The 14,243-nt window shown below is 75.0% G+C and carries 5 protein-coding genes; 1 reads left to right on the forward strand and 4 read right to left on the reverse strand.

All coding sequences use genetic code 11. The features are described from left to right. Positions 1 to 28: 28 nt before the first annotated feature. From FAF44_RS54660 to FAF44_RS15255, 3 genes are read right to left on the reverse strand one after another with little or no spacing between them, the layout of a single operon-like run. A complete protein-coding gene (locus FAF44_RS54660) occupies positions 29 to 2,725 on the reverse strand; it encodes an NACHT domain-containing protein (protein ID WP_272894534.1) in 2,697 nt (898 codons plus the stop codon). After that, positions 2,722 to 3,411, reverse strand: coding sequence for a hypothetical protein (locus FAF44_RS15250; RefSeq protein ID WP_237103801.1), 690 nt, complete (start codon positions 3,409 to 3,411; stop codon positions 2,722 to 2,724). The genes FAF44_RS54660 and FAF44_RS15250 overlap by 4 nt, the downstream gene beginning before the upstream one ends. Continuing rightward, positions 3,402 to 6,896, reverse strand: a complete 3,495-nt coding sequence (locus tag FAF44_RS15255) for a hypothetical protein (protein ID WP_237103802.1) — start codon at positions 6,894 to 6,896, stop codon at positions 3,402 to 3,404. The genes FAF44_RS15250 and FAF44_RS15255 overlap by 10 nt, the downstream gene beginning before the upstream one ends. Before the next feature lie 205 nt (positions 6,897 to 7,101). On the opposite strand from FAF44_RS15255, the gene FAF44_RS15260 reads away from it, so the two are divergent. Then, the gene (locus FAF44_RS15260) at positions 7,102 to 8,388 is read left to right on the forward strand and encodes a helix-turn-helix domain-containing protein (RefSeq protein WP_237103803.1); all 1,287 of its coding nucleotides are present in this window, start codon (positions 7,102 to 7,104) and stop codon (positions 8,386 to 8,388) included. Between the two features lie 40 nt (positions 8,389 to 8,428). On the opposite strand, the gene FAF44_RS54665 is transcribed toward FAF44_RS15260, so the two are convergent. After that, on the reverse strand, positions 8,429 to 14,243 hold a 5,815-nt coding region (locus FAF44_RS54665; protein ID WP_272894535.1), incomplete at its 5' end, for an RHS repeat-associated core domain-containing protein.

The following is a 14,243-nucleotide window of genomic DNA, read 5'->3' on the forward strand; positions in this document are numbered from 1 at the left end:
GGGTTTGGGGGGCGGTGTCAACCATGCCCTACCTGTCGCCGACGCGCTCCGGGCCGGTCAGGAAGTCCTGGAGCTCGCGGTGCCGGAACTGGTAGGTGGCCCCGCTGACGCGCAGCAGCCGGGCCTCGCACGCCCAGTCGAGGAAGGCCCACAACCGCAGCGGGAGCAGCCCCCGGGTGGCCGCGACGACCAGGCCGATCATGGTGCGGGTCCAGGCGAGCGCGCCGAAGGCCAGGCCGAAGGTGACGCCGCCGATGAGCGCGCACACCAGCGACTCGACGACGTCCTGGCTCATCACGAACACCAGGAAGGCGGCGACCCCGCCGGTCAGGCCGAAGGCCACCCCGGTCGTCGGGTTGCGGTGCAGCGCCTCGCGCGGGTGGGCCAGTTCGGCGTCCATGCTCCACCCGCCCGCGGCGATCTTGAACACCACCCCGAGCGCGAAGGCCAGCACGAACGCGCCGGCCACACCCGCGGCCAGCGGCAGCGGGCCGGCGTCGGCCAGCCGCAGCGGTGCGAGCCCGGTCAGCGCCCCGCACAGCCCGAACCCCGTCAGCGTGACGGGCTCGGCGCGGATCGCCTCCGCGACCGTCATGCGCTCGGTCCCGCTCCGGCCGGCGGCGGTCAGCCCGACGACCGCGCCGAGCGTCAGCCCGCCGGTCCCGCCCGCGCCGACGGCGAACGCGGGCCCGAAGATCTCTCCCCCGGTCAGGACGAGCCCGGCGAGCCCCCCGAGCACCCCGGCGGGCGCCCCCGCCAGGGCCCCGAGCAGGGCGCCGGTCACCCGCCGCCGCCGCGGGACGTTGGCCCGCCCGCCCGCCGCGGCCGGCCAGCGCGACAACGACAGGCCGGTCACGATGCCCACCCACGACGTCATCAGCGCCAGCGTGAGCAGCCGCTCCGGACCGGCGCCGGCGAGCGGCCCGTCGAGGTCGTCGATCGCGGAACCGGTCCAGAAGGCCAGCATGGCGACGACCGCGAGGAGCACCGAGCACAGGCAGTGCAGCACCCGGACCAGGTGCCAGCCGCCGATCGGCCACAGCAGGTGCGGGACGAGGTCGATCGCGGTCAGGCCGGGCGGCGGCCGGTCCGCCCCGGCGGTGCGGGCGGCCTGCCAGCGCAGGTGGGCGGCCAGGCGCACGAGCCACGCCCGCACCTGGGCCGGCTGGTACGGCGTGCCGTGCGCGGCGCGCGGCGCGAGCCGGGTCGCCGCCGGGACGTACGCCTCCAGCAGCCGCCGCGCGATCCGCTCGGCCCCGTCGCGGGGGTCGGCGTGCGGATCGGCGCGCAGCAGCTCGTGCGGGTCGCCCCCGGACTCCACGGCGGTGACGGTCAGCAGCAGCCGCCACGGGGTGGCGAGCGCGGTGTGCACGGTCCGGCCGGCCGGCCCGTCCAGCGCCTCCTGGATGCCGTCGCGGTGGTCGGCGCAGGGGTGGTCGTCCGGCCAGCGGGCCCGCAGGTACGCGGCGATCTGCCCGGCGGTCAGGTCGTGGAGGTGGATCCGGGTGGCGTTGTCCAGCCCCGCGCCGGCCTCGCGCAGTTCGGCGTGACGGTCGGCCCGGCAGGTCACGACGACCGCGCCCTGCCGTCGTCCGGACAGGTCGCTGTAGCGGTTGAGCTCGGCCAGCAGGCCGATGGCCCGGCGGGGGGCGCCGGCCGCCGGCTCGGGGTCCAGCTCGTCGAGCCCGTCCACGACCGGCAGCACCCGGCGGTCGCGCACCAGGCGCAGCGCGTCCTCGGTGGCCAGCCCGAAGTCCTGGACGAGTTGCTCGGCCAGCCACCGCTCGAACGGCCGGCCCGGGGTCCAGCGGGCCGCGTTCAGCCGGACCGGCACCATCCGGGGCTGCTCGGGCGCTCCGCCGGGGGTCAGCGCGGGGTCCAGCAGTTGCAGCACCAGCTCGATGGCGAGCACCGTCTTGCCCGCGCCGGACTCGCCCACGACCAGCAGCCGCCGGGAGCGCAGGCCGCCGAAGAACCGGCCGATCGTGTGCAGGTCCTCCACGGCCGCGCCGGGGGTGCCGGGACGGGCGGCGTGCGGGACGGGGCCGAAGGAGACGGGGGCGATGTCGTAGCCGCCGAGCAGCCCCTTGCCCAGCAGCTCGACCGCCGGATCCGGCCCGTCGGCCCGCACCGCGACCGTCGCCGCACGCTCCCCCACCCCGAGCCCGGCCGCCCCGGAACCGGGCGCCCCGGAACCGGGCGGCCCGGAACCGGGCGGCTCTCCGGTACCGGTCCGGGGCGCCTCGGAACCGGCCGCCCCTCCGGCTCCGGGCGAAGGCGGCGCGAGGGCGGCCTCCCCCGGCTCGGGCCGTGCGGGCGCGGTCGCCTCCTGCTCGGCACGTGCGGGCCCGGCCTCACCCGGCCCGGGGAGGGTGGGCGCGGCCAGGCCCGCCAGGGTGGCCCTGGCCGCGCGCCAGCGTTCGAGCTCCCCGGGGATCAGCTCGGGCGGATGCTCGCAGGACCGCAGGCACGCGGTGACGAAGGCCCGGACGAACTCCCACCGCGGCAGCCGCCCGCCCTGCCGTAACACGTGCGAGGTCGTGCTCTTCGGCAGCGCGTCCACCATGGTCCCGTCGGAGGCCGCCGTCTGCCCGCCGAGCGAGCGCAGCCTGCTCAGGGACGGCTCCCCCGCCCACCGCCTGAGCAGCACCAGCGACCGGACGAAGCCCTCCGCGCCGCCCGCCTCGGCCGGGCCGGGCGGACCCGGGCGTTCCGCGCCGTTCATCGCTCCGTCCTCACCAGCGCCCAGGTGAACGTCGCCCGGCCGCGCCGGGGCCACCGCCCCCACGTGCACACGCCCTCCAGCGTCTGCACGTGGCGCGCCTCCATCAGGAAGTCGCGCGCCTCGTCGGCCTCCACCAGCTCCCGGCCGACCGCGATGGGGACGAACCCGTGCCGGGGGATGTAGACCCAGCGGCCCCGGTCCCAGTCGTAGGGGTCGAACCAGCGGTGGCGGACCGTCCCGGAGACCTTCACCTGCCGCCCGTCCCTGGTCAGGACGAACGAGCCGTGCGAGCGCAGCAGGCTCATCCGGCTCACGTAGAACAGTTCGGTGCCGATGAAGGCGTTGATCCGCGCGTCCCAGTGGTCGCGCAGCCAGTCCGAGCCGTGGTCGTCCAGCAGCCGGGCCCGCCGGGTGAGCTGGCGTTCGAAGCGGCGCCGGTTCTTGCGCTCGGCCCTCCTGATCACCTTGAACGAGCGCAGCCAGCGCTGCGACATCGTCCTCGACCCGCCCGCGCCGTCCATGAAGTGCTCCAGGAAGTCGGAGGCGATCGGGTGGTGGTCACGGCCACCGTCGATGATCGACCGGAACAGGCCGACCAGCTCGGGGACGGGCCGGCCCGTCCGCCGTCGTAGCCCTCGCAGGAACATGCCGGTTTTCTCCGTGGTGGGATCGAAGGTCACGGACACGTCGGGCGATACTCCTCCTGCTTGACGAGATTCTCCCATTCTTCGCGGGTGAGCGAGCGGCCCGCGTTGGCGCACGCCGCCGCCAGCAGGTCGGCGGGCACGGTGGCGTTCCAGAGCCGCGCGCTGCCGTCGCCGGCGACCGTGACGACGGACGCGCCGTCCCCGGCGTAGGCGAGCGCCGTCACGCCGCTGGTGTGGCCGGTCATCGGCGCGCCGAGCGGCCGGTGGGTGCGCAGGTCCCACAGCAGCACGTCGCCGTTCAGCAGGCCGGTGGCGAGAATCTCGCCGTCCGGGCTGAAGGCCAGTGCGGCGGGCGCGGTGTCCGCGGCGATCAGCGCGATGCCGGACGGGCGGCGGCGCGCGACGTCCCACAGCCGCACGGCGTCGTCGTCGGCCGTGTAGGCCAGCATCCGGCCGTCGGGGCTGAAGGCCAGGTCGTTGATCAGCCCGCCGGCGGCCCCGGGCGGCGGGTTGTCGAGCTGGCGTCGGGAGGCCACGTCGAACAGCCGCACCCGGGCGTCGAAGCCCGTGCTGGCCAGGGTGGCGCCGTCGGGGCTGATCGCCAGGCCCGTGAGGACGTCGGTGTGACCGGGGACGCGGATGCGCGGCCCGACCTCGCGGCGGGTCGCGACGTCCCAGATGGCGATGGCCTCCTCGTGCTGGACGGCGGCGAACCTGCCATCGCGGCTGAACTCGGCCAGGCCCTTGAACGCGGCGTCGTGGGCGATCTCCCGGCGGGCGGCGACGTCCCACAGCCGCAGGCCGTCGAAGCCGGAGGCCATGAGGGTGCGCCCGTCGGGCGAGAAGGCCAGGCCGGTCACCGAGCGGCGGACGCTTCCCGCGTGCAGCGGCGGGCCGAGGGGCCGCTGGGTGGCCACGTCCCAGAGCTGGATGCCGGGGCTGCGGGCGTCGGCGACGCCGGTGGCCAGTGTGCGGCCGTCGCGGCTCAGCGCGACGGCGGACTGCGCGGCCATCGGCGGGCCGATCTGCTGGTGGACCCACGGGTCGGCCAGGCGGACCAGGCCGTCGTCGCTCGCGGCGGCCAGCAGCCGGCCGTCGGGGCTGAAGGCCACCCGCTCGACGCCGACGACGTTGTCGGCCAGCGCGAACACCTGCTGCCTGCTGGCGGTGTCCCACACGACGGTGCGGCCGGAGGTCCCGCCGGTGGCGATCCGGGTGCCGTCGGGGCTGAAGGCGACCGCGTTGAACCCGGCCCCGCGGTCCTTGAGCACGCCGGTCTGCTCGCGGGTGACCGGGCTCCACAGCCGGACGGCGTTGTCGCGGCTCACGGTCGCGAGCGTCGCGCCGTCCGGGCTGAAGGTGACGTCGAGGACCTGGCCGGCCTGCTCGGCGAGCGGGGCGCCCCGGGGGCGGGACGTGGCCGGGTCCCAGATCCGCACGGCCTGGCCGCTCGCGACGGCCAGGTTCGTGCCGTCGCGGCTGAAGGCCACCCTGCGCACGATGTTCGCCAGGTCGGGCCCGTGGTCGGGGCGGCCCATGGGCGGGCCGTGCGGGCGGTGCGTGGCCGCGTCCCAGCGCCGGACGACGCCTCTGAAGTCGCCGGTCACGAGGGTCGCGCCGGCCGGGTCGTAGGCGAGCGCCGAGACGACCTCCTCGTGCTCGATCGCGGGCCCCAGCTCGCGGCGGGTGGCCACGTCGTAGAACCGGACGACGTTGAGGCAGGCGGTGGCCAGCGTCCGGCCGTCGGGGCTGAGGGCCAGCTCGACCCCCGAGCACTCGTACGTGGCGCGGGTGATGGGCGCGCCGAGCTGCCGCCGCGAGGCCGTGTCCCACACGCGGGCGGTGCCGTCGTCGCCGCCCGTCACCAGGAGCGTGCCGCCGGCGTTGAAGGCCAGGGACGACACGCCGCGCGTGTGCCCGGTGAGGATCCCGCGGCCGGTGCGGGTGGCCGCGGACAGCAGGCGGTTGCGGGCCTCGTCGGTCTCGGCGATCCGCCAGGCCGTCACGGCCAGCAGCGCGGCCATGGTGACGTCGCCGGTGACCTCGCTCTGCGCGGCGAGCTGGCGGGAGGTCGCCACCCGGCGCTGCGCGACGGCCTCCCCCGCGGCGTTGACGGCGGCGGCGGCCCCGACGAGGGCGAGCACCGACAGCACGGCGAGGCCGCCCACCACCAGTCGCCGGCGCCGGCCGGCCCGCCGCGCCTCCCGCGTGGACGCCGCGACGAAGCCCTCCACGACGGGGCCGGGCGGCGGGTAGCTGTCGGGGTCGCGCTCCCAGCGGGGCCGGCTGTCGTCCACCGCGAGCAGCCGGGCGCCCCGGTAGAGGAAGGCCGGGTCGCGGTGGTTGCCGGCCCACAGGCCGGCGGCCTCCACCAGCCCGTCGTAGACGGCCTGCGCGGTGAGGTCGGGTTCGAGCCAGCGCCGCAGGGTGGGCCAGGCGGTCAGGAGGGCGTCGTGGGCGATCTCGACGCTGTCCTCGTGCAGGGTGAGCAGGCGGCGGCCGGCGAACGCGGACAGCAGCGCCTCGACCTGCTCGCGTCGTCGCGGCGTGTGCGCGGAGGCGGCGGCGTGGATCTCGGCCAGCCGCGCGCCGCGCCGCGCCACCTGCCCGCCCGCCGTGATCAGGGTCAACCGGCGGAAGATCCGCAGCGCGGCCTTGCGGTCCTCCGGCGGCAGCCGGTCGAGCACCTCGTCGGCGGTGCGGCGCACGGAGTCGCGCACCCGGCCGGACTCCTCGTAGCCGCGGAGGGTCAGGGTGCCGTCCGCGCGTCTGTCCCAGGTGTTGCGCAGCGCCTGGGAGAGCAGGGGCAGCGCGCCGGCCTGGAAGCGCTCGCCGGGGGCCCGCCCGGCGCGCAGCTCGTCGAGGATGGTCTCGACGAGGCCGGGCTCGATCGTCAGACCGGCGGTGGCGGCGGGGCCGGTGATGGCCAGGCGCAGGTCGGGCTCCGTCATCGGCTCGACGATGGCCTGGCCGTCCTGGATGGCCTCGGCGAACTGCGGGTAGGCGGCGCAGCGTTCCCAGTAGTCGGCGCGCACGCCGATGATCACGCCGGCTCCGCGCGGGCCCTCGGTCAGGGCGTGCAGGGCGGCCACGAACTCCTGGCGCTCCTGCTCGTCGCTCACCAGGGTGAACAGTTCCTCGAACTGATCGACGACGAGGAGCACGCGGTCGTCCGGCTCCCGTCCTTCAGCCGGAGCGTCGGGCAGCGTCTCGGACAGCGCCTGCAGCGGCTTGGCGGTGGGGGTGGTGAGCAGGCACCGCCAGGTCCGCTCGCCGGTGCCGGGCAGCCCGTCCCGCGCCACCCCCGGGATCAGGCCCGCCCGCAGCAGCGACGACTTGCCGACCCCCGAGGCTCCCGTGACCAGCAGGATCGACCCGTGCCCGGCCAGCCGCCGGCCCAGGCGTCCGAGCAGGTCGCGGGTCGCCCGCGTACGTCCGAAGAACAGCTCGGACCTGCCCGCCTCGAAGGGGGCCAGACCTTGGTAGGGGCATACCTCGTCCGGACGGTCCCCCCGCTCGATCATGGCGGTCATTCTGACAAATCGCGGCCACCCGCACCAACCGCGTCGTCCGATTCCGTCCAATCTCGTCCCGCCGGTGGCTGGAACGGCCCGAACATGGTTTCGATGGACGTGCTGCCGAGAGATCGGGAGGACCGGCCCGCCGGGGTGGCGGGCCTGGGGAGGTCCTCGACGGGGGATGGCGGGAGACACCTTGCACTCAGGACGTATGCCTCTGCTCGACATCGCGCGGGACGCCGACGCCGCGCCCTCTTCCGGAGGGCTGCTGCGCGGCTGGCGCAAGCGGGCGCTGATGACCCAGGAGGAGCTGGCCGAACGGGCGGGCCTCAATGTCCGGACCGTCCGGCGGCTGGAGAACGGCGGGCTCTGGCAGCCGCGTACCAGGTCGATCGTGCTGCTGGCGCAGGCGCTGGGGCTGGACGGCGAGGAGCGGGCGCTGCTGGCGGCCGTCACGCGCGGCCTGCCTGGCGAGGGCGAGGGCCCGGCCGGGAGCGGGACCGCGACCACGGTGATCGTGCCCCGGCAGTTGCCCGCCGACGTCGCGGCGCTGGCCGGGCGGGAAGGGGAACTGGCCGCGCTGGAGGGCGACCGCACGGCGCCGGTCGTCTCCGTGGAGGGCATGGCGGGGACGGGCAAGACGGCGCTGGCGGTGCACGCCGCCCACCGGCTCGCACCCGGTTTCCCCGGCGGGCAGCTCTTCGTGAACCTGCACGGCCATGCGCGCGCCACGCTCCCGGTCGAGCCGGGCGCGGCCCTGGCGCGCCTGCTGCGCGCGCTCGGCGTGCCCGGCCAGGACGTCCCCGAGCACCTCGACGACCGTGCCGCGCTCTACCGCAGCGTGCTGGCCGAGCGCGAGGTGCTGATCGTGCTGGACGACGCCGCCGACGAGCACCAGATCCTGCCGCTGCTGCCGGCCGGGCCGGGCTGCCGGGTGATCGTCACCAGCCGCCGCCGGCTGAGCGGCCTGGCCGACGTCGCGAACCTGCCGCTGGACGTGCTGCCGGCCGCGGCGGCGATCGCCCTGTTCACCCGGGTGGCCGGGCCCGAGCGGGTCGCGGACGTGCCGGACGAGGTGCTGGCCGAGGTGGTGGAGCGCTGCGGGCGGCTGCCGCTGGCCGTCCGCGTGGCCGCCGCCCGGCTGCGGGAACACGCCACCTGGAGCGTGCACCACCTGCTCGACCGGCTGGCCGGCGACCGGCTGGCCGAGTTGCGGGCCGGACGGCACGACGTCGCCGCCGCCCTGGACCTGTCCTACGACCGGCTCTCCCCCGGCCTGCGGCGGGCGTACCGGCTGCTCGGCACACACCCCGGCGGCGGGGACCTCGGGGCGGGGGCCGCCGCCGGGCTGCTCGGGACGTCCGCGCGGCAGGCGGAGCGGCTGCTCGATGAGTTGCTGGAGGTGCACCTCCTGCGGGAGACCGCGCCCGGCCGCTACCGGCTGCACGGCCTGGTCCGCGAGCACGCCTCCCGGGCACGACCGTGCCCCGGCGACTGATCGTCACCGAGGCACGGCCCTTCACCGGCTCAGGGCCTGGTCAGCAGCTCGCCGCGGCCACCGCGGTCGCCCCGGCCGCGACCGTGATGGCCCCGCCGGTCCCCGCGAGCGACGCGCCGCCGGTGCCCGGCGCCGCCGCCACCGTGCCGGCCGCCACCAGGATGCTGCCCGCGGCCGCCGCGACCCCGCCGAAGCACATTGCGGCCTCCTTCCAGCTCCCGAACGCCACGGTCCGCACGCCACCCGGGTTGTAGATGGTGTGGTTGACGGCGTCGCGCTCGTAGGTGAGCCGCCAGGTGTCGCCGAGCCACGGCGACTTGGTGTACCTGCTCTCCTTGACGAGCATCCCGTCCACGTAGGTGGTCTCCTGCCTGAGGAACGAGCCGAAGTTCTGCACGACGACCCCGGTGGGAGCGCCGCCCACGTGGCCGCGCGGGCCGCCCGCGCCGTTCCAGTCGTGCTGCTCGGCGCGGCTGCGCGCGGCCAGCACCGCGGACAGGCTCTTGCAGTAGTCCCGGCCGCCCTCGCACCGGCCGCCGAAGTCCTTCATGTGCGCGATGGAGATCGGCCGCCTGGGCGGGACCCTCCGGTCCGGCGCCTTCCTCGCCGGCCTCTTCAGCTTGCGCACCGGCGGCTTCCACACCGGCTTCCTCAGCTTCTTGAGCGTCTTCTTCTTGGGCTTGACGCCGGGCTTGTTGTAGCTGCCGCGCGGGTTGTCGCCCTCCAGGTGCCTGAGCCCGTCGGGGTCGGTCATCGTGGCGGGGTTGTTGCCCGCGTAGGCGTAGGCGTTCATCTGCTGCGGGTCGAACGGGTCGATCACCGGGTCGACGGACAGGAACCGGCCCGAGCCCGGGTCGTACTCGCGCGCGCCCAGCCGGGTCAGCCCAGTCTCCGGGTTGGCCACGCCGCCGACGAACCCGCGGGCTCCGGCGGGCCAGTCGCCGCCCGTCCCGCGCGGCGCGCCGAACAGGTCCTGCCGCCGGGAGGTGGTGGCGAGGGTGAGGGCGTCCACGGCGGTCAGGGACGTGCCGTGGTGGTCGGCGATCGTCCAGGAGAAGCCGTCGCCCGTGCGGGTGCCGAGCTCCTCGTAGTAGCGGGTGCCCCGGGTCGAGCCGGTGGCGGTGGCCAGGCGCACTTCCCCGTCGCCGAGGAACAACGTCACCGCGCCCGGATCGCGGCGGATGAGCTGCTCGCCGTCCGCGCCGTAGAGGTAGGACGTGGTCTTGCCGGCCTCGGTGATCGAGGCGACGCGTCCCTCGTCGTCCCAGGTCAGGGTCTGGGCCCCGGTGACGCCCGGACGGGCGGTGGTGTTGCCGGCGGCGTCGTAGGCGTAGGACGCGCTCGTCGTGCCCGTCGTCGTGCCGGTCACCGCGTGCGGCCGGACCACGCCGTCGCCCGGGTCCGGGTAGGCGTAGGTGGTCACCTGGTCGGCGGCGCCGCCCGTGCCCTTGGCCGTCCTGGTCCTGCGGTTGCCGGTGGCGTCGTAGGCGTACTGGTGCCAGTACGGCGCGGGGCCGCCGATCACCGACGCCGACGCGGTGGCCGCGCAGGTGTCGCTCGACTGGGTCCAGGCTTCGGTGACGCGGCGCAGGTGGTCCACGGTGAAGCACTGGGTGTCCCGGGTCTGGCCGGTGGTGCGGTCGGTGACCCGCTTGACGTTGCCGGTGGGGTCGTAGGCGTAGGTGAGGTCGTTCACCATGATGCCGTTGACCTTCTCGCGTTCGGTGAGCGTCTCGGTGACGCGGCGGGTGCCCTCCTCGTAGTACGTGGTGCGCCACAACCGCGTGCCCCCGGCCCCCAGCTCGCGCTGGGCCGGTTCGCCGAGCTGGTTGTACTCGGTGTCGGTGACGTAGGTCAGCTCGCCGCTGAGCGTGTCGGGACGGCCGAGGTCGTCGTAGCCGTAGGCGAGCGTCTCCTTCTCGAGGTCGCCGAGCTTGGGCAGGGTCTTGGTGGCGGGGCTGCCGTCCACCGCGTACGTCGTGGTCGTCGTGTAGGTCCCGGCGAGCTGCTCCTCCGTCTCCGGGATGCGCACCGAGGTGCCCGCGGGGCGGCCCGCCTCGTCGTAGCCGGTGATCTCCCTGACGTACGGCTGCCCGCCGGCGTAGCGGGTGGCGGAGGTCAGCGAGCCCTTGGCCAGCGTGTCGTAGACGTTCTCGGTCAGCAGCGGGCCGGTGGCGGAGCCCTGGCGGGTCTCCACGACGCGGCCGAGCTTGTCGTAGACCGAGGCGACGGTCCTGCCGCGGGCGTCGGTGGTGGTCAGGAGCTGGTCGTCGTTGTCGTACGTCATCGTCGAGACGCCCTTGTCGGGGTCCTCGGCCCTGATCTTGCGGCCGAGCACGTCGTAGCCGTAGCGCCACACGTTGCCCGCCGCGTCCACGACCTTGGCCAGGTCGCCGCGCTTGGTGTATCCGTAGCGGGTGACGTCGGACGGGCTGGTCAGGGTGCGGCCGTGGTACTGCACCAGCGCCGTCGTCCGGTCGCGGGCGTCGGTCCACGTGGTGGTCGCGGTGCCGCCCTCGGGCGGGATCACGCTCACCCAGTTGGCGCTGTACGACGTGGTGGTGCGCCACTGCTCGACGTTGAGCTTGAGGAAGATCTCGTTGGTCGTCCGCCCGGCCCCGTCGTAGGTGGTGACGGTCGCGCCGGGCACCTTGCCGCCGACCGGCTGGTAGAGCGCCTTCCCCGGGGCGCTCGTGTCGTGGTAGGCCGACCGTTCGACGCTGACCAGGCCGCGCGAGTCGTACAGCGTGTCGGTCAGGATCCGGCCGCCGGCCGGGCTGGGCTCCTGGGTCTGCCGGGAGCGCAGGAAGCCGTCGTACAGCGTGTACGAGGCCACGTGGTTGCCGTTGGGCCGCAGCGTGCTGGCGAACACCCAGTTCGGGCCGCCGCCGCGGTTCACGCCGTACTCGAAGCGCAGGTTGGGGCTGTCGCCGCCGGCCTCGGTGCGGCCGGGCTTGTACACCCGCACCGTACGGCCGAGCGCGTCGTACACGGTCGAGGTCGTACGGCCGTCGGCGTCCTTCTCCTCCAGGGTGCTCCCCCGGGCCGGGTCGAGGGTGGCGGTCACCGTGTGGCCGAGCGGGTTGGTCGTCCTGGTCTGAGTGGTCAGCCCGTCGGCCTCGGTGTAGGCGGTGGCGGTCTCCTGCTGGAGCGCGTCGCGCGAGAGCGTCACCCGGCCGTAGGCGTCGTAGGCGGAGGACTCCTCCGGCAGGTAGGCGGGCGTGCCGCCGGTGTAGGAGCCGGCCTTCTCCGTCTTGGTCACGTCTCCTCTCAGCGGCGCCTTGCCGGGCTCCTGCCCGTCGTAGGACGTCCGGACGTCGGCGATGGCGTCACCCGGGTACGCCGGAGTCGCGCCGCAGGCCACGCCCACGGTCATGGTCCGGCTGGGGAACTCCGCCAGCATCAGGGCCGGGTTGTGCGCGTAGGTGGTGGTGGTGCACTGGTCGTCGCCGGTGGAGGCGACGTCGCCCAGGTCGTTGACACTGGTCGCGTTGCCGTACTCGTCGTAGGCGGTCTCCACCCGCTGGGTGCGGTAGCCGCCGGTGCTGTACCGCTCGCGGGTCTCGGTCCTGGCCACCTCGACCTGGTAGGCGCGCGCGGCGCCCTGGGTGGCGGTGAGCCGGGTCCACGGGTCGTGGATCTGCCCGGTGACCTCGTTGACGCCGTTGTAGGTGATCTCCTCGCGCAGGAAGCCCCGCAGCGGCTCGGCGTCGGGCGTCCTGGTGCCGGCGGAGTCCACGACGTCCACGCCCTTGACGCCGCCGGCGGCGTTGAGCCGGTCGCCGTGCATGCCCCGGAAGTACAGGTACGACGTCCTGGACTCGGGCTTGTTCTCGTCGTTGGCCGGGTCGCCCTTGCGGACCACGACCTTCTCGTAGCCGCGCCACTCCGACCAGGTGCGCCGGTTCTCGGGCACGAGCGGGTTGTCGTCGTAGGCCCACGCGCCGCCCTTGACGGTGTCGTAGTCGTAGCCGGTCACCATGTCCTTGGCGTCGGTCACGAGGTCGTCCTCGACGACCTTGGCCACCACGTACTTGTGGAACCAGTCGTTGACCGGCGTCGTCGCGGGCGGCATCACCCAGCGCTGCGGGAAGCAGCGCCTGGTGTTGCTCTCCGCCGCGGCGGGCAGGGAGCCGGGGGCGCAGTCGGGCGGCGCGTAGCTGACGTTGGTCGCCCCGCCGGACTCGGTGGTGATGGTGGTGATCCGGGGCTTGTTCAGCGCGGGCAGGCCGTCCCCGGCCGAGTTGACCCGGTTGGCCATCATGGTGCCGTCGAACGTGACGGCGGGCTGCTTGATCGCGGTGCCGGTGGCCAGGCCGGTCTGGGTGACGGAGTTCAGCCACAGCGCCCGGTCGCCGGTGCCGTCGTTGGCCGGCGGGTAGGTGTGCGCCAGCTCCCACTGGTCCACGCCGCGGTAGCCGCCGCCTCCCGTGGACACCTGGGTGGTGATCTTGGCCAGCCGCTTCGCCGACCAGAACGTGGGCGAGTACCGGTCCCCGCAGGCCGCGGCGCAGTCGGTGTCCCAGGGCACGTCCGGCCAGGCGACGTTGGTGTGGACGGCGCAGTTCTGGCCGCTCACGCAGCGGTCGGCGGGCTCGAACACGACCCGGGCGGGCGCCTGCGTGGTGTATTCGGCGCCGGCGCGGGTGCCGTACTCGATCCGGGCCAGGGTGCCGCCGCGCACGTACGTGCCGGTGGCCGCGCCCAGGTTCTGCGCGTAGCGGTTGCTCTCCTGGGTGTAGAAGTAGCTCATCGAGTTGCCGTGCGCGTCCACGACGTAGTCGAGGTTCCAGCGGTAGGCCTGCTGGCAGGCCGAGGCGGCGAAGGTGGCCTGGTGGCACGGCTCGCCGGCGTCGTTGCCGAACACCGGCACCGTGAAGGCCGACCCCGTGGTGGCCCGGCCGGAGGTCCAGCCGGGCAGCCGGTTGAGGCCGAAGTGGTACTGCGTGCCGTCGGTCGTGGTGACCTTCCAGTACTCGCCGTCGTCGTCGCCGTTGGCGTCCTTGTCGGCGCGGACCAGGCGCTCGATCCGGGTGCCGTCGTCGTCCTGCGGGCGCCAGGCGTTGTTCTCGAAGACCAGCCGGCCCGACTGCTCGCCGAAGGACAGGGTGGCGTTGTCGGTCTCCCAGCACAGGTCGCCGGTCTTGGTCTGGCCGTTGTTGCCGCCGAGGTCGTCGGCGCAGCCCCGGTAGGAGCGCTCGATGAAGCCGGGCGCCAGGTTCCAGCCCTCGCCGATCCAGGACGGCTGGTTGTTCGTGGCGACGGTGTGCCCGTCCACCGCGCCGGAGGAGTAGGCGAGCGCCAGGGGCGGCGCGAGCTCCCCGGGCACCGGCGGCGTGCGCAGCGGGTACGACCAGGTGAAGTCGCCGCTCTGCCCGGAGACCTGCCACATGCTGGACGGCGTGAGCGAGGTGGCCTTGTAGTCGCCTTTCGGCCCCTCGGCCGCGGCGCTCAGCGCGAGCGTGCTCGCCGCGGCGCCGACCGACACCTCGGCGGTGACGGTGGCGGCCTCGAGGTCGTTGCGGACGCCGGTGACCGGGGTCGCGTCGCCCGGGGCGGGGGCCAGGCGCAGGCGCGCGGCCCAGTCCCCGCCGTAGGCGTCCTTGAAGGCGGAGTAGTCGACGGTCAGGGTCACGGGGCCGGGTTCGGCCCTGCCGTCGGCGCGGCGCACCGACAGCAGCAGCCCGGAGGCGTCGGCCCGGTCGAGCACCTCGACCCTGACCCGGCCGGGCCCCGGCCGGGCGGCCGGGGCCACCCAGACGGGCAGCGACCCGGCCCGGACCTTCGCCGGTGCCGCGGAGCGGTGCTGCCCAGTGGTGGCCCGGTGGTGGGCCCGGTGGTGGGCCCAGTGGCGG

The sequence above is a fragment of the Nonomuraea sp. MG754425 genome (assembly GCF_021699195.1).
Taxonomy (GTDB): Bacteria; Actinomycetota; Actinomycetes; order Streptosporangiales; family Streptosporangiaceae; genus Nonomuraea.

Excerpts from the sequence above, each read along its gene's own strand:
- FAF44_RS54660 (WP_272894534.1), bottom strand. The coding sequence starts at position 2,725 with ATGAACGGCGCGGAACGCCCGGGTCCGCCCGGCCCGGCCGAGGCGGGC.
- FAF44_RS15255 (WP_237103802.1), bottom strand. The coding sequence starts at position 6,896 with ATGATCGAGCGGGGGGACCGTCCGGACGAGGTATGCCCCTACCAAGGT.
- FAF44_RS15260 (WP_237103803.1), top strand. The coding sequence starts at position 7,102 with ATGCCTCTGCTCGACATCGCGCGGGACGCCGACGCCGCGCCCTCTTCC.